The sequence below is a fragment of the Pantoea anthophila genome (genome assembly GCF_026104315.1).
Taxonomy (GTDB): Bacteria; Pseudomonadota; Gammaproteobacteria; order Enterobacterales; family Enterobacteriaceae; genus Pantoea; species Pantoea anthophila.
The window spans coordinates 2,249,732-2,268,746 of record NZ_CP110473.1 but is presented as its reverse complement, the minus strand read 5'-3'; the positions used below and the strand labels follow the sequence as shown (position 1 = coordinate 2,268,746).

18 protein-coding genes are annotated in these 19,015 nt (G+C 59.8%); 9 read left to right on the top strand and 9 right to left on the bottom strand.

The genetic code is table 11. The annotated features are described in order from the left end of the window. Positions 1-28: 28 nt before the first annotated feature. From prfA to kdsA, 5 genes are read left to right on the top strand one after another with little or no spacing between them, the layout of a single operon-like run. Positions 29-1,111, top strand: a complete 1,083-nt coding sequence (gene prfA / locus OJ965_RS13090; RefSeq protein WP_265136211.1) for a peptide chain release factor 1 — start codon at positions 29-31, stop codon at positions 1,109-1,111. Beyond that, complete coding sequence (gene prmC / locus OJ965_RS13085; protein ID WP_265136209.1) at positions 1,111-1,944, top strand: peptide chain release factor N(5)-glutamine methyltransferase; 834 nt, start codon at positions 1,111-1,113, stop codon at positions 1,942-1,944. The genes prfA and prmC overlap by 1 nt, the downstream gene beginning before the upstream one ends. A 24-nt stretch (positions 1,945-1,968) precedes the next feature. Continuing rightward, complete coding sequence (locus tag OJ965_RS13080; protein ID WP_009090625.1) at positions 1,969-2,361, top strand: SirB2 family protein; 393 nt, start codon at positions 1,969-1,971, stop codon at positions 2,359-2,361. 1 nt (position 2,362) lies between these two features. Then, positions 2,363-3,172: an invasion regulator SirB1 gene (gene sirB1, locus OJ965_RS13075; RefSeq protein WP_009090623.1), complete on the top strand. Its 810-nt coding sequence runs from the start codon at positions 2,363-2,365 to the stop codon at positions 3,170-3,172. Positions 3,173-3,197: 25 nt separating this feature from the next. Beyond that, on the top strand, positions 3,198-4,052 hold the full coding sequence (gene kdsA / locus OJ965_RS13070) for a 3-deoxy-8-phosphooctulonate synthase (RefSeq protein ID WP_009090621.1): 855 nt from the start codon (positions 3,198-3,200) through the stop codon (positions 4,050-4,052). 61 nt (positions 4,053-4,113) lie between these two features. Here kdsA and chaA read toward each other — a convergent pair whose 3' ends face one another. Beyond that, positions 4,114-5,205, bottom strand: coding sequence for a sodium-potassium/proton antiporter ChaA (gene chaA, locus OJ965_RS13065; protein WP_046101690.1), 1,092 nt, complete (start codon positions 5,203-5,205; stop codon positions 4,114-4,116). Positions 5,206-5,577: 372 nt separating this feature from the next. On the opposite strand from chaA, the gene chaB reads away from it, so the two are divergent. Together chaB and OJ965_RS13055 are read left to right on the top strand one after the other, a co-directional pair. Beyond that, positions 5,578-5,808, top strand: coding sequence for a putative cation transport regulator ChaB (chaB, locus tag OJ965_RS13060; protein WP_009090618.1), 231 nt, complete (start codon positions 5,578-5,580; stop codon positions 5,806-5,808). Between the two features lie 225 nt (positions 5,809-6,033). Then, the gene (locus tag OJ965_RS13055; RefSeq protein WP_167428348.1) at positions 6,034-6,708 is read left to right on the top strand and encodes a gamma-glutamylcyclotransferase; all 675 of its coding nucleotides are present in this window, start codon (positions 6,034-6,036) and stop codon (positions 6,706-6,708) included. Between the two features lie 78 nt (positions 6,709-6,786). On the opposite strand, the gene OJ965_RS13050 is transcribed toward OJ965_RS13055, so the two are convergent. From OJ965_RS13050 to OJ965_RS13015, 8 genes are all read right to left on the bottom strand, one after another. Then, a complete protein-coding gene (locus tag OJ965_RS13050; protein ID WP_265136204.1) occupies positions 6,787-8,214 on the bottom strand; it encodes a serine/threonine protein kinase in 1,428 nt (475 codons plus the stop codon). A gap of 44 nt (positions 8,215-8,258) precedes the next feature. After that, positions 8,259-9,212, bottom strand: a complete 954-nt coding sequence (locus tag OJ965_RS13045) for a hypothetical protein (protein WP_111208525.1) — start codon at positions 9,210-9,212, stop codon at positions 8,259-8,261. Between the two features lie 14 nt (positions 9,213-9,226). Then, entirely contained in the window at positions 9,227-10,003 is a 777-nt protein-coding gene (locus OJ965_RS13040) for a PP2C family protein-serine/threonine phosphatase (RefSeq protein WP_154928097.1), read from the bottom strand. Then, a complete protein-coding gene (tagH, locus tag OJ965_RS13035; RefSeq protein ID WP_154928098.1) occupies positions 10,000-11,136 on the bottom strand; it encodes a type VI secretion system-associated FHA domain protein TagH in 1,137 nt (378 codons plus the stop codon). Before tagH ends, OJ965_RS13040 begins: the two co-directional genes overlap by 4 nt. Before the next feature lie 36 nt (positions 11,137-11,172). Further along, on the bottom strand, positions 11,173-11,871 hold the full coding sequence (gene tagF, locus OJ965_RS13030; RefSeq protein ID WP_009090607.1) for a type VI secretion system-associated protein TagF: 699 nt from the start codon (positions 11,869-11,871) through the stop codon (positions 11,173-11,175). 13 nt (positions 11,872-11,884) lie between these two features. After that, on the bottom strand, positions 11,885-13,999 hold the full coding sequence (gene tssM / locus OJ965_RS13025) for a type VI secretion system membrane subunit TssM (protein WP_009090605.1): 2,115 nt from the start codon (positions 13,997-13,999) through the stop codon (positions 11,885-11,887). Further along, positions 13,999-15,216 carry a type IVB secretion system protein IcmH/DotU gene (icmH, locus tag OJ965_RS13020; protein ID WP_009090602.1) on the bottom strand — a complete coding sequence of 406 codons (1,218 nt, stop codon included), beginning with the start codon at positions 15,214-15,216 and terminating at the stop codon, positions 13,999-14,001. The genes tssM and icmH overlap by 1 nt, the downstream gene beginning before the upstream one ends. An 85-nt stretch (positions 15,217-15,301) precedes the next feature. Next, positions 15,302-15,793 carry a hypothetical protein gene (locus OJ965_RS13015; protein WP_009090601.1) on the bottom strand — a complete coding sequence of 164 codons (492 nt, stop codon included), beginning with the start codon at positions 15,791-15,793 and terminating at the stop codon, positions 15,302-15,304. 487 nt (positions 15,794-16,280) lie between these two features. Here OJ965_RS13015 and OJ965_RS13010 point away from each other — a divergent pair, with 487 nt between their 5' ends. Beyond that, positions 16,281-17,495: a nitrate regulatory protein gene (locus OJ965_RS13010; protein WP_265136194.1), complete on the top strand. Its 1,215-nt coding sequence runs from the start codon at positions 16,281-16,283 to the stop codon at positions 17,493-17,495. A gap of 262 nt (positions 17,496-17,757) precedes the next feature. After that, positions 17,758-19,008: a CmpA/NrtA family ABC transporter substrate-binding protein gene (locus tag OJ965_RS13005; RefSeq protein WP_140028682.1), complete on the top strand. Its 1,251-nt coding sequence runs from the start codon at positions 17,758-17,760 to the stop codon at positions 19,006-19,008. Positions 19,009-19,015 lie beyond the last annotated feature (7 nt).

Below are 19,015 nucleotides of genomic sequence, written 5' to 3'. Positions count from 1 at the left end.
CCACCTGTTTACGGGAATCCCACATTTAATGAAGACCTCTATAGTTGCCAAGCTGGAAGCCCTGCAGGAGCGCCACGAAGAAGTGGAAGCGATGCTGGGGGATGCTGGCGTGATTGCCGATCAGGAGCGTTTCCGTGCGCTGTCACGCGAATATGCTCAGCTGACTGATGTAACCCGTTGTTTCCGCGACTGGCAGCAGGTGCAGGAAGATATCGAAACCGCGCAGCAGATGCTCGATGACCCCGAAATGCGCGACATGGCGCAGGAGGAGTTACAGGCAGCGCGCGAGAAGGGCGAAGCCCTGGAGCAGCAGCTGCAGGTGCTGTTGCTGCCAAAAGATCCCGATGATGAACGCGCCTGTTTCGTTGAAGTGCGCGCCGGCACCGGCGGTGATGAAGCGGCGATCTTCGCGGGCGATCTGTTCCGCATGTACAGCCGCTATGCTGAAGCCCGCCGCTGGCGTGTGGAGATCGTCAGTGCCAACGACGGTGAGCACGGCGGATACAAAGAGGTGATTGCCCGGGTGACCGGAGACGGTGCCTATGGCCGCATGAAGTTTGAATCTGGCGGACACCGCGTGCAGCGCGTGCCGGAAACGGAATCGCAGGGTCGTATCCACACCTCGGCCTGTACGGTCGCCGTAATGCCGGAGATCCCGGAAGCGGAACTGCCGGAGATCAATGCCGGCGATCTGAAGATTGACACCTTCCGCTCATCGGGCGCAGGCGGTCAGCACGTCAACACCACCGACTCCGCAATTCGTATTACCCACCTGCCAACCGGCATCGTGGTGGAGTGTCAGGACGAACGTTCACAGCATAAAAACAAAGCCAAAGCGCTGGCCGTGCTGGGCGCGCGCATTCACGCCGCCGAGATGGCCCGCCGTCACGCGGCGGAAGCCAGCACCCGCCGCAACCTGCTGGGCAGTGGCGATCGTTCCGACCGCATCCGTACCTATAACTTCCCGCAGGGGCGCGTAACCGACCACCGCATCAACCTGACCATCTACCGTCTGGATGAAGTGATGGAAGGTAAAATCGACAGCCTCATCGAACCGATTGTGCAGGAGTACCAGGCGGATCAGCTGGCGGCGCTGGCTGGTCAGGATTAATGGATATTCGTCACTGGCTGAAACAGGCGACCGCCACGCTGTGTGGTGGCGACAGCCCGAAGCGTGACGCGGAGATCCTGTTAGGTTTCGTGACCGGTAAATCGCGCAGCTGGCTGATCGCCTTCGATGAGACCGTGCTCACGGAAGCACAGCGCGCGCAGCTGGATAGCCTGCTGGCACGTCGTGCCCGGGGCGAACCGGTGGCGCATCTGGTGGGCGAACGGGAGTTCTGGTCGCTGCCTCTGCGCGTCAATGACGCCACGCTGATCCCGCGTCCTGATACCGAACTGCTGGTGGAGCAGGCGCTGACGCGTCTGCCTGCCACCCCGGCGGCGATTCTGGATATGGGCACCGGCACCGGGGCGATTGCACTGGCGCTGGCCAGCGAGCGTCCCGACTGTCAGGTGACGGGCGTGGACCGGATTGACGCCGCCGTCGCGCTGGCCCGCACGAATGCGCAGGCGCTTAACCTCACCAATACCACCTTTCTGCTCAGTCACTGGTTTTGCTCCCTGCCGCCGCAGCGGTTTGCGCTCATCGTCAGTAACCCGCCCTATATCGATGCCAGCGACAGTCATCTTGCGCAGGGCGACGTGCGCTTTGAGCCGCGCAGTGCGCTGGTCGCCGACGAAGCGGGGCTGGCCGATCTGCGCACGCTGATCGAGCAGGCCCCCGCGTGGCTGCTGCCGGGAGGCTGGCTGCTGCTGGAACATGGCTGGCAGCAGGGCGAGGCGGTGGCAGCGCTGATGCAGCAAAACGGCTATCAGGCCGTCGAAACCCTTGAAGATTACGGCGGCAACCCGCGCGTGACCCTGGGACAACTTCTTACCTGAAAGCGCTTGAGAAAAGGACGCAGCATGATCGCTTTTTATCCCCTGATTAAAAATCTTCACCTGGTGACGGTCTGGATCACCGTAACGCTGTTTCTGCTGCGTTTTTACTGGCTGCGGCGCGGCTCACCCCTGCTGACGCGGCGCTGGGTCCGCATTCTGCCGCACGTCAATGACACCCTGTTACTGCTGAGCGGCGTCGCACTGGTGATGATTACTCACTTCTATCCCTTCACACCGCAAGGAAGCTGGCTGACGGAGAAGCTTTTAGCGGTTATCATCTACATCGCCTTAGGATTTGTGGCATTGAGTCGCCGTCCACGCACTGATCGCACCCGCTGGATCGCTTTTCTGGTGGCGTTAATCGCCCTGGTGACCATCATTACGCTGGCGCTGACCAAAATGCCGTTATGGGGATAGCATGACCTCGACCGAACAATTAGATTTCAGCCAGACACCGCTGTGTGAAGCGGTGATTGGCGCAACGCAAGCCATCCGCGCCGATTTTCCGGCGATCTCGGTGGAAGCGCAGCTGGCGGCGTTAGTCGCCGAAGCCCGTGATTATGTCAGCCACACGGAAGATGCCGATCTGCAGCTCGAAAAGCTGCTGGAGCTCTTCTATCGCCAGTGGGGATTTGGCGGTGCCAGCGGTGTCTACAATCTCTCTGATGCGCTGTGGATCGACAACGTTCTGCGGACCCGTCAGGGCACCGCGGTCTCACTGGGCATCATTCTGCTGCACATCGCCGCCGAGCTGGACCTGCCGCTGATGCCGGTGATCTTCCCGACACAGCTGATTCTGCGTGCGGACTGGATTGATGGCGATAAGTGGATGATCAATCCGTTTAACGGGGAAACCCTCGATCGGCACACGCTGGAAGTGTGGCTAAAGGGCAATATCAGCCCGACCGCACGCCTGTATGATGACGATCTCGACGAAGCCAAAACCGTCACCGTGATGCGCAAGATGCTCGATACCCTGAAAGCGGCGCTGATGGAAGAGAAGAAGATGGAGCTGGCGCTGAACGTCAGTCAGGTGTTGCTGCGTATCGACCCTGACGATCCCTATGAGATCCGCGATCGCGGTCTGATTTACGCGCAGCTGGAGTGCGAACATATCGCGCTGAATGATTTAACGTACTTCGTTGAGCAGTGTCCTGAAGACCCGGTCAGCGAAATGATCAAAGTTCAGATTCATGCAATCGAACAAAAACAGGTCACGCTGCACTAAGCGGACCCACTGAAAAGGAAAGGGCATGACACAGAAAGTCGTGAGTATTGGTGATATCAAAGTAGCAAACGATCTGCCGTTTGTGCTGTTTGGCGGGATGAACGTGCTGGAGTCGCGTGACCTGGCGATGCGTATCTGCGAACACTACGTGAACGTCACCGGTAAGCTGGGTATTCCTTACGTATTCAAAGCGTCCTTTGATAAAGCGAACCGTTCCTCGATCCACTCTTACCGTGGCCCGGGCCTGGAAGAGGGAATGAAGATTTTCCAGGAGCTGAAGCAGACGTTCGGTGTGAAGATCATCACCGATGTGCATGAAGCCGCTCAGGCGCAGCCGGTTTCTGAAGTGGTCGATGTGATCCAGCTGCCCGCCTTCCTGGCGCGTCAGACTGACCTGGTGGAAGCGATGGCGAAAACCGGCGCCGTGATCAACGTCAAGAAGCCGCAGTTCGTCAGCCCTGGCCAGATGGGTAACATCGTGGATAAGTTTGCAGAAGGCGGCAACGAGCAGGTTATCCTGTGCGATCGCGGCAGCAACTTCGGCTACGACAACCTGGTTGTGGACATGCTCGGCTTCAACGTGATGAAGAAAGTGACCCGAAACAGCCCGGTCATTTTCGACGTGACCCATGCGCTGCAGACCCGCGATCCGTTTGGTGCGGCATCAGGCGGTCGTCGTGCCCAGGTGGGTGAGCTGGCGCGTGCGGGTATGGCGGTCGGCATTGCCGGTCTGTTTATCGAAGCGCATCCGGACCCGGACCACGCCCTGTGTGACGGTCCTTCCGCACTGCCGCTGGATAAGCTGGAGCCATTCCTGGTGCAGATGAAAGCGATTGACGATCTGGTGAAAAGCTTCCCGGAACTCGATACCAGCAAATAAGTCTGCGGTATAAAAAAAGAGCGAGAAATCGCTCTTTTTTTTCGCCTGACGTCCGGTGCCGTTACAGCATGATGGTCATCAGATAGCCGATAAACAGGGCCAGATGCGCCGCGCCGTTCAGGACATTGGTGCGGCCGGTGGAGAAGGAGATCTGACACAGGATCAGGGACGCCATCATAATCACCATCTGCGGCGGCTCCAGACCAAAAATCAGCTCCTGTCCGGTCAGGGTGGCGATGATGGTCACCGCCGGCACCGTCAGGGAGATGGTCGCCAGCACGGAGCCGAAGAAGAGGTTCATGGCGCGCTGCACCTGATTCATCAGCACCGCCTTAATCGCGCCCAGGCCTTCCGGCGAGAGGATCAGCAGGGCCACCAGGAAACCGGTGAACTGTGCCGGAGCGTTCATCTCTGTCAGCAGGCTTTCCAGCGTATTCGCGTTCATCTTGGTCACGGCAATCACCGCAATCAGATGCACGATCAGCCAGACGGTGTGCCAGATGCTGCTGTGCGCCGAGGGTTTACCGTGATGCGGGTCACCGTCGTCACTCTCATCCTCATGCTCATAGACGAACAGGCTCTGGTGGGTTTTCGTCTGAATCAGCAGGAAAACGCCATACATCGCCGCCGAGATAGCCGCAATCAGCAGTGCCTGAGTGACAGAGAAATTCCCGCCGGGCAGCGCGTTGGGGAAGACCAGCACCAGAATCGCCAGCGGGAATATCGCGATCAGATACTGTTTTACGCCGGCCAGATTGACGTACTGGGTCGCAAACTTATTGCCCCCCAGCAGCAGCGCAAAGCCCACCAGCCCACCGGTCACAATCATGACAATCGAATAGAGCGTATCGCGCATCAGTCCCGGCGCCGCATCGCCCGTGGCCATCAGCGCCGAGATCAGGCTCACTTCAAGAATTACCACCGAGAGGCTCAGGATCAGGGAACCATAGGGTTCGCCAAGCCGGTGAGCCAGCACGTCGGCGTGACGCACCACGCTGAACGCGCTGCTAAGGATGGCGATCAGCGCCAGCAGGTTAATCCCGACGACCACCGGAAAAGAGGTCTGCGCACCAAAAAAATAGAGGATACCCAGCGTGATAATCGGAAATATCAGCGAGAATTCCTTGTGACGTGTTTTTTCATGTGAAGGCATTCACCATCCTCTCTGGTTAATGATTGTCCGACGCAGCGCGAACTGCTGTTAGAAATATAATCAGTTTTGGAGCAGGGCGCAGTTTATCTTTTCACCGGCCCGGCAGGGAAAAATTTACTGCTTTTTACTAAAATGCAATAAACGATTGAAGCTGCATTAACCTGAAGTTATCCCGAATAATGTAATAATAATCAGTCTGCAACATATCCGATCAGCCAGACCATCCTGGCATTCTGTGCCTGAAAATCCGCAATTAATTTGCCTTTGTTGCGCCTGTAGGCGGTTTTAAGACTGAAACAGGGATAAGTGACGATTTGAAATTTTGCGCAGTTGCGCCAGGCTTAACAGGAATCCGTCAACAGAGGAGCCGTTATGCCTTACGCCAGCCGAAGCGATTTACCTGACAACGTTAAACACGTTCTGCCCGCCCACGCCCAGGATATCTATCAGCAGGCGTTCAACAGCGCCTGGGATCAGTATAAAGAGGCGGAAGATCGACGCGGCGATGATTCGCGGGAAGAGGTGGCACATAAAGTGGCCTGGTCCGCCGTCAAAAAAGAGTATGAAAAGGGCGATGACGACAAGTGGCATCCGAAGCATTAACGCCGCTGCTTCTCCGCACCGCCTGAGGGCCGGCATCAGCTGGCCCTTTTTTTCGTCTGCGCTATCAGGTTTATCTGGTTTTTTTTAAGCTGCGACCCGCCTCACGCTTGAAACCCCGCGCGAAAATAGATTAATGTCAATTTCATGACCGAAACGCCAGAAGCCTCTGGCGATCAGGTGACAGGAGCTGGTGCGCAGGACGCCGTTGATGTTGAGGAGGTCGCATTGCTTACCCGGGAATTTCTGTTAAAAGCGGATTGTAAAACGTCGTTCGGGGATATCGAAGAGACGCTGCTCTGGAGTTGCGAGCAGCGTGCGGCGTCGCTGGCCGCCACGCTGGCCTGTCGTCCCGATCACAGCCCGGTCTGGATTTTTGGCTATGGCTCGCTGATGTGGAACCCGATCTTTGAGGCGGATGAGGTCGCGTCCGGTTCGCTGGAAGGCTGGCATCGCGCGTTCTGTCTGCGACTGATTGCCGGTCGCGGCACCGCTTCCCATCCCGGCCGCATGCTGGCGCTGAAGCAGGGCGGCAGAACCAGCGGCCTGGCCTTTCGCCTGCCGGAAGCGCGCCTGCATGAAGAGCTGACGCTGCTGTGGAAGCGTGAGATGGTCACCGGCTGCTACCTGCCTACCTGGTGTGAGCTCCAGCTGGATGATGGCCGCAGCGTCACGGCGCTGACCTTTATTATGGACCCGCGTCATCCTTTGTATGAGTCGGACTCCTGTCCGGATGCGGTTGCGCCGTTAATTGCCGTGGCCAGCGGCCCGCTCGGCTCGAATGCGCAGTATCTGTTTGCCCTGGAGGAGGAGCTGACCCGCCGCGGCATGGAGGAGGAGGGGCTGAGCCGACTGGCGCATCAGGTGCGGACATTACAGCAAACCTGCCTGAAACAGGCCTGACACGCCGCTTTCCTTCTTAACAGAGAAAGGGCGCATCCTCGTGCGCCCTTTCTCTTTTCTGCTGCAAGCCCGCGAAACTCAGTTACCCGGATTGATCAGCCAGGTGCCAGGCTTATCAATGGTCAGGGACTGAGAGTGGGTCACGCTGCCATTGTCAATATCGATTTTATACTGACCCGCCGCCAGGTTCAGCGCGGCAAAGCCACTGCTGCCGGGTTTGACCTCCACCGGCTGGCCGTTAAGCACCACGCTTTCGCCGCTCTCCAGCTTAAGGTAGACGGTTGCCAGCGCGGCGGGAACGGCGGCCGCTGACGGCGCAGAGGCGGGCGCCTGCGTGACGAGCGCTGAGGAGTCTGCCGCTTCCGGCGCGGCGCTGTGACGGTTCGCCAGCCAGACGGCGGCCCCGGTCGCCAGCACCGCCACCGCAGCCAGTGCCAGCAGGGCGGGCGACAGCCGGCGCGCCGTGCGCGGTGTCACCGGTTCAGCCGACGCTGCGGCGTGATTCATGGCCATCACCACCGGCGGCGCGGCCTCGACCGGCTCCTCCACCCGCGCAGCAGGCGGTTCACCGGGAACCGGGAAGCTGTTGACCACGGCTTCCACATCGCTGACCGGCAGATCAATCAGCGCCGCAAAGGCATCAATCGTCTGCGGGCGATCGCCCGGCTTCATCGCCAGCGCGCAGTCAATCGCATGGAGCAGCGGCAGCGAGTAGCCCTCCGGCTGACGTTCCACCAGCGGCTGATAGTTATCTTCAATACAGCGCACCACGCTGACCGGCGGCGGATTATGGGTAATCAGGCTGTGCAGCACCGCGCCCAGCGCGTAGATGTCGGTCCACGGGCCCTGTTCAACTTCTCCCTCTTCGCTGTACTGCTCAATCGGCGCAAAACCGGGTTTGAGCATGATTTCCGTTTCATCAGAGAGGTTGCCAATCTCTTTGCGCGCCGAGCCGAAATCGAGCAGCACCGGCAGCTGATTCTCCTGAATCTGGATATTGTCGAGCGAGATATCGCGATGCAGATAGCCCGCCTGATGGATGGTGCTGATCGCCCCCAGCAGCGGAGGCAGCAGGCGGCGTATCCAGGCTTCAGAGATCGACTCCGGGCTGGTGAGCTGCCACTCCTTCAGGGTCATGCCGCTGTAATAGAGCGTGCCCATATAGGCCGTGCCGTTCTGCTCCCAGAAGCGCAGCACGTGCAGCAGGCCCGGATGGTTAAAGCGGGCCAGCAGGCGCGCTTCCTGAATAAAGCTGTTCAGACCGGCATTAAAGAGCTTCTGAAAACGCTCACCGCGCAATTCCAGGGTGAGATCCGCAGCACGGACGGCCAGCGACACCGGCATATACTCTTTAATGGCGATGGTGCGTTCAAGCTGATGATCCCAGGCGCGATAGACGATGCCGAAGCCGCCGCCGCCAATCACTTCCTTGATCTCAAACTCGTTAAAACGGTATCCGTCAGGCAGGGCATTCGGAACGGTTTTCGGATTTTCATTTGCCGACATAGTGAACTCTCTGTACACGGCCTGCTCGCCAGGCTGCGCGGTAATTAATTGATGTTACGCCAGGCACCAATGGCAGGATCAACCAGATCCGCGTGCAGGGTGTCGATGAGTAACACATTCACTTTTTGCTGTGGCATGAAATAGGGCGCCCACTGGCTGCGCAAGGTATCGACCCGCGATTTCACAGCGTCAGCACTCTGCTGCGCAGCATTTTTATCCATTTTGATTAACAGGGCCCCGTTGAAGCGCCAGACGTGATGCTGGTCATCAAAGGGCAGCACCAGCCAGCTCTCTGCGGCATCCGCCCGGGTCACGATCATGCGCTGATTATTGGCGGCAATCACTTCCAGCCGGCTGTCCGGGATCGTCAGGTTGGCGATGGGATAGCCCTGATAGAAGGTGACGGCGACCGGCGTCTTCTGATCCGGTGTAACCAGCGTCATCTCACTTTTGCCTTCTGCCCAGCCATCCGGCGAGCACTGCTGCTTGCTGACGTCCGGGATGAACAGGGTGTGAGCATGTTCATCCCAGGCGGTACGAAAATGACAGCCGCTGGGCAGATCAAAGTGTTGCAGCGGCGTGCTGTCAGCCGGCCGCGACAGGTCCAGCGGCGCGGCGTTGCTCTCACTGGCGCTGGCGGTGGCATCAGCCATCACGATAGGCCGCCAGTTCTGCAGCTTGCTGGCGCTGCCGCTGGCCAGCACGCTTCCCTCTTTACTGGTCATCTGCCAGGGCAGCACATCCAGCAGGCCGCACTGGTTGGCGAGCAGGGTGCCGACGCGCGGCAAAAAGGTGGTCAGCACCGCCGAATCCTTACTCTTGCCAGAGACGATGCGCAGCGGCAGCGTCTCTTTACACCAGTCGTCAGGCGCTTTGCTGACCACATCATCGATATAAACCTCCAGCTCCAGGCTGGGGGAGTAGACCACACGATAATTTTCAGCCTGGGCGTGAAAGGCCATCAGCAGAGTGATGATGCCGGGCAACCACAGTTTCATAAGGATCCTTGGAATCAAAAACGAGGCGGCAGAAAGCGCGCCGAATCAGCCAGTGAATAGAGCAGCGTGGCCTCTTCCGGCTCACCAATCCAGACCGCCAGTGCGCTGAGATTATCTTTTTTAACGTTGCGGCTGACCGCCTGCTCCATCAGCGCCAGCCACTCTTCGCAGGCATTCACCATGCGCAGCGCCTGTTCCATTTCGCCGGTGGTCAGATTCAGCCAGAAGCCGTCGGTACAGACCAGAAACGCGTCACCATCCTCCAGCGCCATCTCCTGTGAAAAGCTCACTAAGCGAGGCGGCTCAGCACCGAGCGCATTATAAAGTAAATTACTGTTAATGCCGGTATTTTCATAGCCTGCTTCTTTCAGCTGCTGCGCCAGACTGTGGTCACGGGTCACCTCGTTGAGCACCCCCCGGCGGAAGTGGTAAACCCGGCTGTCACCCGCATGGGCCCACCATGCACGCTGCTTTTTGCGGTCTATAAACAGGGCCGCCAGCGTGGTGCTCATGCGTGAAAATTTCGGATTTTTACCCTGTGCCTCATGCAGCGCCAGACGGCACTGCTCAATTGCCTGATGGGTGATTTCCGGGGTAAAGGCGTCGCACGCCTGCAACTGACTCAGCAGGGTGTCGCGCACCAGCTGAGCCGCCATCTCGCCGCCCGGCAGACCGGCGACGCCATCGCAGACCACAAAACAGGCTTTATGGTCATCCAGTTCAGCACCGGTGCGATCCTGATTCTCATCGCGGAGTCCCTGCTGGCAGCGACTGGCAAACACAATCTTCATGCTTCATCTACCCGCGTCTGAGAATCCTTATACTGGTTAACTTCCATGTCATAAGCATGAAGAAACGCTTCGCCAAACAGCGTATGGAAATCATCCTCGATCTCCCCGGCGGTGCGCTGATAGTTACGAGTAAAGTAGTCCCACAGCGCCGCTTTCTTCACGGTGGAGAAGGGCAGTTTAGAGACCACGCCGTCGGCGCGCGCCTGCTCCTCCAGCCGCTGCGGATTAAAGGATTGCAGCATCGCGGCGATGATGGCGCGGATGCCGGCAATCATGCCCAGCTGGTGGGCCTGCAGATCGACCAGCGCATCGCGCACCGCCTGTTCCGGCGGCATAAAGCCCGGCATCTGGCTCTGATACATCTGCATCAGCACGGTCTTCCCGGAGGGCAGGATCTTAAACGGGTTGTTGGCCTCGTTGAGGATCATCGTCATGTCTGCCTTCACGCCGCGCTTGAGAATGGAGCGTGAGGAGAGCAGCGCGACCGTGCCCTGCGAGAAGAGGCTCAGCATCCGGCCCGTAATCCGCATCTGCTCTTCATCAATCGGCGTGGCGTGCCCGTTGCTCAGCCCCATACCGTCCAGCAGCGCGGCGATGAGCCGATCCTGATCCACCGGCTGGGCTGTCAGCGTGCGGCGTGGCTCATTCGCCTGCGGGTCGATGGCCAGCCGCGCATCGCTGTGACGTTCGTGGCGGGCGGGCGCCGCCTCGCTGACCAGCAGCCGCGCCTCAATGTCGTGATGTTCGTGAATGCCGAGCGGATTGGCGGGCTGTGCACTGTCACCGGCAAACAGCGCCAGCGGATCGCTCTGGGCGGCATGGCAGGCAGGGTCGCGCACTTCCAGCGCATAATCGCCGATCCGCAGCGCATCGCCATGTTTCAGCAGCACCTGCATGCCGCGTCCCAGGGTAATGCCGTTGTGCTCCACTGGCGTCACGCTGCCCTGATTGGTCAGGCGACACTCGCCCTCCTGCGACAGATGAACCAGCGCCTGCAGACGCGAAATGGCGCGCGTCTCATCGGGCAGCACCAGATCATTATCCTGACTGCGGCCAATGGTGCCGCCAGGCGGCTGAAACGCGACGCTTTTGACCGGAACATCCGTAGTGCACTGCACAATGGTAAATTGCATGAGTTATCCCAGATTAAACGGCAAACGCATCCGGCCTCATTCGAACATCGGCGGATAGAGGCCATTACGTCCCGGCTGTGAACCTGCCGCCGGGTTGAACAGTAACGAAAACAGTTGCGCGGTGAGGTTGCCGCTATGCTTGTGGGTCGCATGCACAAACCCGTCACTGCGATTACTCCACCAGTAGCTCATATGCTGCTGCGGGTCGAAGCGCTCCGCCACTTCACGCCAGCTCAGCGTGCAGGGCAGGTCCTGAAAACCGATCACATCCATGATTTCAGACGGCTTGCGGGCCGGCACCAGCAGCGGGGGCAGCGCCTGAATCGCCTGCTCCAGCTGCTCGCCGTTCAGCGGCGTCTGCACCGCCCGTAACAGCGTGGCGCCCAGATCCTGAAACCAGTCACCGGAGATCCGCAGCTGCGCCGGATGCCACTGCGCCAGCGGAAAACTGTGCAGGGCCAGCAGCGGCCAGGCGCGTCCGACGCGGTCACAGGAGGGCAGCAGGCAGCCCATCTGTATCTGTGGCCGGGTGGCCGTCACCGGCAGAACAAAGTTCCACACCGGCGCGTGGAGAAAATTCGCGCTGATCGCATACGCCTGCTGATGCCAGTGCATCAGTCCCTGCTGAAACCAGTGATTCCAGGGACTAATCTGCTGTTCGCTCAGTCGATGGTGCAGAAAGTCACCGGTCGACGGCAGCTTGCCATACCAGCCGGGGGCCGTGTAAGCAGCCATGTTTACCTCACCATTACTCGCTATGCGAGGAAAATTGCGGGGCAGCGTGCCGGGGCGTCGCCGCCAGCACCGGGCCCGACTGGCCCGCAATGTTCAGATTTTCCGCCAGTTTACGCATCATCAGGGCGTTGTCGCGGGCATAGGGCGACGACTGAATCTGCTGATCCAGCAGCTGGCTCAGGTGCCAGTCGAGCTGCTGAAGGTCGCGGGCGCTGACCGAATCGGGCAGCGAGCGCTGTAAGTTCTGCAGCAGCCAGGCCCGTAAAAATTCGCCATCATAATTACGCGGCTGATAGAGCATCTGATAAGCGCGCAGCGCATTGCGGCTGTAGGCGTTATCGTCACCCGGATCGTTGCGCAGGATATTGGTGATCTGCTGGGCCACGCGCGGCAGCAGCAGCGACTTGAGCGCATTCTGATACAGCACCCAGGCCGCATCGCTCACCTGACTCCCGCGATATAAGCCCGCCCGCATAGTAAGCGGTGGATTATCGAGAGAAAAACGCGGCGAGAGCGGCAGCTTCACCAGGTTATTCAGAAAGGGTAGCAGATCAAAAATATTATCTGCAGGCTGATGAATGACCTGCTGACTCTGCGACCGGATAGCCGGCACCCGTGCCGCCACCTCCTGCAGATAGTGCTGATTCTGATAGTAGCTGAGGCACCACAGGCTGGAGGCGATCAACAGCGCGCCCGCCAGCACACCGTAGCCAATCCAGTGGAACAGCTGATTGCGGTACTCCCAGCGGCGATTGCTGCCCGCCAGGCCGCTCTCTTTAAAAATCAGATCGCTCAGCAGATCGCGGATAAAGAAGCTCTGGCCTTTGTTGCCGGGGATGGGGCGGCTGCGGTTAACGCTGTCCCACGCCGCGATGGAGTGATCGCCCGCCTGGCGCAACTGCAGCTTACGGCTCAGTTCACCCATCACCCGATCAAAGGGCAGCCCCTCCTGGGTGCCGCTGGTGAAGAAGAGGCCACGCGGACTCCAGGCCACCGCATCCTGATGGTCAGAAAAGACGATATCCAGATATTCGTTCAGCAGCGGACGCAGTGAAGCGAACTCCTGCGGGAAGAGGAAACACTCCGCGCGCTGGTTCAGGTCGCGCTCCTGGGTCATCTGATCCGCCAGCTGCTGCTGAAGCTGCTGCTCCAGCCGCTGAAACTGCTGACCAAAGTGGTGATGCCAGTCACTCTTTGGCGATTTGCCCGGTTCACGGTTAAACGTGAAGCCCCAGATGGCGTCACGCCGCGCCTTATCCATCGAGCCAAAATAGCTCATAAAGCCTTTCAGCAGGTCGGTTTTGGTCACCATCACATAGACCGGGAAATGAATGCCGGTCTGCTGATGCAGTTCCGCCATGCGCTCACGCAGGGCACTTGCCTGAGCGAAACGCGCCTCGGCTGAGTCACTCAGCAGGTCGGCGACGCTGATGGTCATGATGACGCCGTTAATGGGCTGGCGGGTGCGGTAGCGTTTGAGCAGATTGATAAAACTGTGCCACTCCGCGGCGTCGCGCACGCGCTGGCTCTCCTGCAGCGCATAGCGACCGGCGGTATCAATCAGCACGGCGCTGTCGGTAAACCACCAGTCACAGTTGCGGGTGCCGCCGACGCCGCGAATGGCATTTTTCCCCAGCGTGTCGGTCAGCGGAAAGTCCAGCCCCGCATTCAGCAGCGCGGTGGTCTTACCGGCACCGGGGGCCCCCATCACCAGATACCAGGGAAGCTGATAGAGGTAGCTGGCGTTGACGCGCGCCAGCCAGCCGCCACTGTGGCGGCGGCCAAACTGCGTGCGTTTCAGCTGCATCACGGCTTCACTGAAGCGCTGATTGAGCCGCTCTTCGGTCATCTGACGCTCGGCCGGATCTTCATTGTCGGCCAGCTGGAGCTGCGTCAGCAGGCGGCTGTTAAACCAGGCGCGATAGAGTGACGGGATCAGCTGGAACAGGATCCAGAGAAAAAAGAGTGCGCCGACGGTGAGCTGGCGGGGCAGCGCCGGTTCCAGAGGACGTGACTCATCCCATGTCCAGAACGGCCCCAGCATCCAGACCAGGCAGCTCAGCGCCGTGACGCCGATAAAACTCCACAGCAGGCGGTGGGTTAACAACAGACGAAGTGAGGCGCGCATTATCGGGCTCCCTGGTGATTACTGAGCGTTTCAGGCGCGGCAAAAAGGGTGATCTCTACGCGGCGGTTGCGGGTCCGGTTTTCGCTGCTGTCGTTGGGCAGCAGCGGATCGCTGTCGCCGCGGCCTTCAGAACGAACCGTATGGCCGTCAGCCAGCTGCACCTGCAGAAGCTGGGTGATGGCGCGGGCGCGGGCAAAGGAGAACTCGTAGCTGGAGGCAAAGCGGCTGTTATCCACCGGATGATCGTCGGTGAACACCGATACCAGAATGGTGCCTTTCACATCATTCATCGCGGTTGAGACGCGGGCCAGCAGCGCCCGGCCTACCGGATTGATGACCGTGCCCTGCTGGGCAAACAGTTTATCCGCCGGAATGATCACTTTACTGCCAAAGGCGCCGTCGCTGACTTCGAGCTGACCGGCCGCGATGACATCGTTCAGGCGCTGACGCAGATCGAGCAGCGCCTGCGGCGAAGAGGGGCGGCGTCCGGCGGTGATCTGCGGCAGCGGCGTCTGATAAATGGTGCGCAGCAGCGGCTCCGCCGCATTGCCGAGTCGCCAGTTCAGGCCACTGTAGATCAGACAGCCGACCAGCGCGACCAGCATGGCGCACGCCCAGAGCGGCACCATCGGGCGGGCGAGGGTGCTCACCAGCGGATGCACCTCCACCAGCGGCGGTTGCGGGGATTCGCGCTGCGCGCGGGTTTCATCTATCAGGGTTTTCAAGCGTTTACGGATGCCGTCGCACTGGGTTCGGCCATTTTCGCTGCCGCGATAGCGCCCCTCATAGCCCAGCAGCAGGCAGTAGTGAACCACCTCCAGCAGCCAGAGGTGCTGTTGCGGGCTCTGCGAAATGCGTGACAGCAGCTGAAAAAATTTCTCGCCGCCCCAGCTTTCATTATGAAAGGTGACCAGCATGCCGTTGCCCGACCAGACGCCGCGGGTGCCCCAGGGGGTCTGGGCTGCCGCTTCATCCAGCGCGCTGCAGATGCAGTAACGCGCGCCGATAATCATCTCAAACGGCAGTCCGGCCTGTTTGCAGCGCTGTTCGAACTGACGGATTTCATCGATCAGAGACTGACGCAGCCCGGCAGGGTCGTCATGGGTGGCTGCCTGACGAATCTGCACCACCGCGTTCAGCAGGGGGGCTGCAGCCTGAAGTAACAGATTCTCATTGCCTGAGGGGGACGCCTCACGCGCAGGGGATTCCACAGTCATTACAGTGTGATCTTCCAGCTAATGGCAAATGCCTGTGCCCGCAGCACGGGACGGTGCTGCGGGCAATATGCGCCGGATTTCATAGTCAGTCTAAGATCCAGGTCGCGGTATCGTTAGTGCGGCAGGCTTTGCTGGCGCCGCCGACGGCCACACAGACCTGTTTCGCTTTGCGGGGACGGGGGCGATCGCTCTGCACGGTGGCGTCGTAACGACTGCTCTCCACGCCCGCTTTCAGTGGGACGTAACCGATTAACGGGCCATCAGCCTGGTCAGCAATCGCCAGCCAGCTGTGTTCTACATTGCCTAATACTTCAAACGGTTTACCCGTTTCGAGATAGCGAACCACCTTGCCGCCGTAGTCGGGGGAGGTCATCACGGAGGCGCCATAAAGCGCACGCCAGGTCTGATTGACCGGCTCAAAGGCAGTGGGTGCCGCGACAGCGTGTCGATGGACCAGTTTGACGCCGTTAATTTCGCTGGTGACCAGCGTATCGTCAGTGACGGGCGGCGGCGGGGCCTTACAGCCTGCCAGGGTAAGTACCGCCAGCAGCGTTAACGCAAGACTCTTTTTCACCATGTTCCTCGTGATCTCATCAAAGTATCTGCATATTGCCAGGCCCGATGCAGAAAACGCTGATTCAGGCGCCGCATCGTGCTGAAAGTCTGTTTGTTAAAAAACGGTCAGATTACATCGGGATAGTAACGCGTTTAGTCTACCTAAGACTTTTGAGATTTCAAACCATTGCGCCTGCTGCCGATGCGTGATAGCGGGCGGTTCCGGGGCGTGATACGCCCTGAAAAAAGCCGCGAATAAAGTGATAGTTAAAGCGAACTGAATGATCGCACAGACAAACTGATTGATAACGTGGCTTCCCATTCTGACACGCAATGGGTTCGATGGGAAACTATTAAGTATCATTAACCTTTTGTTGCCGGAAAATTTTCCCGGCGCAGGAAAAGAATCTTTTCAAAATCAGAATTTCCGGGGCGGTTTATGCCGCTTTTTTTCGGAAAGCGGCACGCCTTTTGCTTCAGAAGGATTTTACGGCGCGGAGAGATGAAAAATGGCTGACGCCCTGACCTGGCTGCAGGCTTCACGTGAGAGCGATATCGCCAGCCTGCAGCGGCTGCTTCAGACCGGCGAGCTGATGGCTGCCGTCAGCGAACTGGTTCATCGGCTGCAGCGGGAACGCGGCGCCACTAACCTCTGGCTCTGCTCGGACGGTGCGCTGTTCAGCGCAGAGCGTGGCGCCCGTCAGCAGGCGGTGAGTGAGGCGCTGCAGCACTTCTATCAGGCCCTTCCGCCCGCCGTTGCCCAGCCTGGCTTCAGCCGCTTCTGCAACCTGATTGCCACTGCCCTGCAGGCGCTGGAGGGGTTACCCGCGCTGCGTCAGCAGATCAGCCTGCGTGAACGTGAGCAGGCCGCCGCGATGGCCGCCTTTAATCAGGTGATCCGCACCTTACTGAATCTGGTGTTTGAAGCGGCCGACACCGCCAGCCATCCCGACATCTCCCGCGCGCTGATCGCCCTGTTCAGTTTTATGCAGGGCAAAGAGCTGGCCGGGCAGGAGCGGGCTATCGGTTCCGCCGGTTTTGCGGCGCGACAGTTCACCGATGGACAGCGCAGCCAGATGGTGGCGCTGATTGCGGCGCAGGAGCAGAGTTTTACCACCTTCCGGCAGTTTGCCGACAGCACCGCCTGTGAACGCTGGCAGCCGCTGGCTCAGGCCAGCCGGGACATCGAACGTCTGCGGCGTATCGCCTGCACCGGTGGCGCCTGTGAGGAGAACGGTGCACTGCACTGGTTTTCTCTGCTCTCAGAGCGGCTGGATCAGATGAAAACGCTGGAGGATGCCCTGACGGCCACGCTGATGCAGCGCTGTCGCGCGGCCATCGACCAGGCGCAGCAGCAGGCGACAGGGCAGGTTGTCCAGGGGGAGAGCACCTTTGCGCTCTATGTTTCCGGCGCTGACTGGCTGCCCGGCGCGGCGGCGCTCGAAAGTGACGGACTGGCACCCCAGCTCGGGCGCTCGGTGCTGTCGCTGATTAGCGAGCAGTCGCAGCGTCTGCAGCAGCAGGCGGATGAGCTGGCATCGATGCGCGCCTCCCTCGACGAGCGGCGGGTGGTCGATCAGGCCAAACACTGGCTGATGCAGCAGCAGGGTTTCAGCGAAGAGGCCGCGTGGCAGGCGCTGCGCAAAAGTGCCATGAATCAGAACAAGCGGATCGTGGAGATCGCGCAGGCGGTGCTGGCGGTCGCCGCGACGCTGCGCAGCTAACCCGGAAGAGGTAGCTGCACAACCGCCGTGCGCAACCTGCGTCACAAACGTGCAAAAACGGTCAGATTTTCAGCAGAGGGAGGCCGGTGAACCGCCATTGACAGCGTTGAGAAAACTGGCACACCCTTTGCTTTAACCTTACAGAGAGTATGCATTGCGCCCGCCAATGGCGGTGGGATCAGTGCTTTGGATAAAGGCGTCCATCCGCAGGCTTCGGTCTGTCGGAGGACGCCTTTTTTTATTTCTGTTCAGGGGCAACATGATGAGCAAACCGTCATTTTCACTGACACGACGTCAGGCACTGCTTTCCGGCGCGGCGCTGGGCGCAGCCTGGATCATTCCGGGATTACGCAATGCGGTCTGGGCGGCCGGGTCGGACGCGCCGGAAAAAGCGCAGGTGCGGGTCGGGTTTATTCCGCTGACCGACTGTGCACCGGTGGTTATGGCGTCGGTGAAAGGCTTCGACAAAAAATATGGCCTGACGCTGCAGGTCAGCAAAGAGGCGAGCTGGGCGGCGGTGCGCGACAAGCTGACCTCCGGTGAACTGGATGCGGCGCACGTGCTCTACGGCATGATCTACGCGCTGCAGCTCGGCGTGGCGGGGCCACAGCACGACATGGCCAACCTGATGACGCTCAACCATAACGGTCAGGCCATTACCCTGTCGAACCAGCTGAAGGGCCAGGGCGTGACCGATCTGGCGAGCCTGAAAAAGGCGGTCGACAGCCGCCCTAAAGGCAGTCTGACCTTCGCCCACACCTTTCCCACCAGCACCCATGCGATGTGGCTCTACTACTGGCTGGCCAGTGCCGGAATTAATCCGTTTGAGGATATCCGCACCGTGGTTGTGCCGCCGCCGCAGATGGTGATGAACATGAAGATCGGCAACATGAGCGGCTTCTGCGTCGGTGAGCCGTGGAACCAGCGTGCCATCAGCGACAGCATCGGCTTTACCGCCGCCACCAGCCAGCAGATCTGGCCGGAACATCCGGAGAAAGTGCTCGGCACCCGCGCGCAGTGGGTGAAAGAGAACCCCAACACCGCCCGTGCGCTGACCGCCGCCGTGCTGGACGCCGCGCGCTGGATCGACGCCTCAGACGATAACCGCCGCGAAACCGCACAGGTGCTGGCCGGACGCGCCTGGATCAACACCCGCGTCGACACGCTGCAGGGGCGGATGCTGGGCCAGTATGAGAACGGTCTGGGCCAGACGTGGCAGGACGCCCATCCGATGCGCTTTTTCGACAACGGCAACGTCAGTTTTCCGTGGCTTTCGGACGGCATGTGGTTCCTGACCCAGATGAAACGCTGGGGCCTGCTCACCCACGATCCCGATTACCTCGCGGTGGCCCGCCAGATCAACCGCCTCGATATCTATAAAGAGGCGGCCAGCGCGGTGGGGCAGGTTGCCGTGCCCGCCAGTGAGATGCGCAGCAGCACCCTGATCGACGGCAAAGTCTGGGATGGCAGTGACCCTGCCGCCTACGCCGCCAGTTTCGCTATCAAACGTTAAGAGAGGT

Excerpts from the sequence above, each read along its gene's own strand:
- prfA (WP_265136211.1), top strand. The coding sequence starts at position 29 with ATGAAGACCTCTATAGTTGCCAAGCTGGAAGCCCTGCAGGAGCGCCAC.
- prmC (WP_265136209.1), top strand. The coding sequence starts at position 1,111 with ATGGATATTCGTCACTGGCTGAAACAGGCGACCGCCACGCTGTGTGGT.
- OJ965_RS13080 (WP_009090625.1), top strand. The coding sequence starts at position 1,969 with ATGATCGCTTTTTATCCCCTGATTAAAAATCTTCACCTGGTGACGGTC.
- sirB1 (WP_009090623.1), top strand. The coding sequence starts at position 2,363 with ATGACCTCGACCGAACAATTAGATTTCAGCCAGACACCGCTGTGTGAA.
- kdsA (WP_009090621.1), top strand. The coding sequence starts at position 3,198 with ATGACACAGAAAGTCGTGAGTATTGGTGATATCAAAGTAGCAAACGAT.
- chaA (WP_046101690.1), bottom strand. The coding sequence starts at position 5,205 with ATGCCTTCACATGAAAAAACACGTCACAAGGAATTCTCGCTGATATTT.
- chaB (WP_009090618.1), top strand. The coding sequence starts at position 5,578 with ATGCCTTACGCCAGCCGAAGCGATTTACCTGACAACGTTAAACACGTT.
- OJ965_RS13050 (WP_265136204.1), bottom strand. The coding sequence starts at position 8,214 with ATGTCGGCAAATGAAAATCCGAAAACCGTTCCGAATGCCCTGCCTGAC.
- OJ965_RS13045 (WP_111208525.1), bottom strand. The coding sequence starts at position 9,212 with ATGAAACTGTGGTTGCCCGGCATCATCACTCTGCTGATGGCCTTTCAC.
- OJ965_RS13040 (WP_154928097.1), bottom strand. The coding sequence starts at position 10,003 with ATGAAGATTGTGTTTGCCAGTCGCTGCCAGCAGGGACTCCGCGATGAG.
- tagH (WP_154928098.1), bottom strand. The coding sequence starts at position 11,136 with ATGCAATTTACCATTGTGCAGTGCACTACGGATGTTCCGGTCAAAAGC.
- tagF (WP_009090607.1), bottom strand. The coding sequence starts at position 11,871 with ATGGCTGCTTACACGGCCCCCGGCTGGTATGGCAAGCTGCCGTCGACC.
- tssM (WP_009090605.1), bottom strand. The coding sequence starts at position 13,999 with ATGCGCGCCTCACTTCGTCTGTTGTTAACCCACCGCCTGCTGTGGAGT.
- icmH (WP_009090602.1), bottom strand. The coding sequence starts at position 15,216 with ATGACTGTGGAATCCCCTGCGCGTGAGGCGTCCCCCTCAGGCAATGAG.
- OJ965_RS13015 (WP_009090601.1), bottom strand. The coding sequence starts at position 15,793 with ATGGTGAAAAAGAGTCTTGCGTTAACGCTGCTGGCGGTACTTACCCTG.
- OJ965_RS13010 (WP_265136194.1), top strand. The coding sequence starts at position 16,281 with ATGGCTGACGCCCTGACCTGGCTGCAGGCTTCACGTGAGAGCGATATC.
- OJ965_RS13005 (WP_140028682.1), top strand. The coding sequence starts at position 17,758 with ATGAGCAAACCGTCATTTTCACTGACACGACGTCAGGCACTGCTTTCC.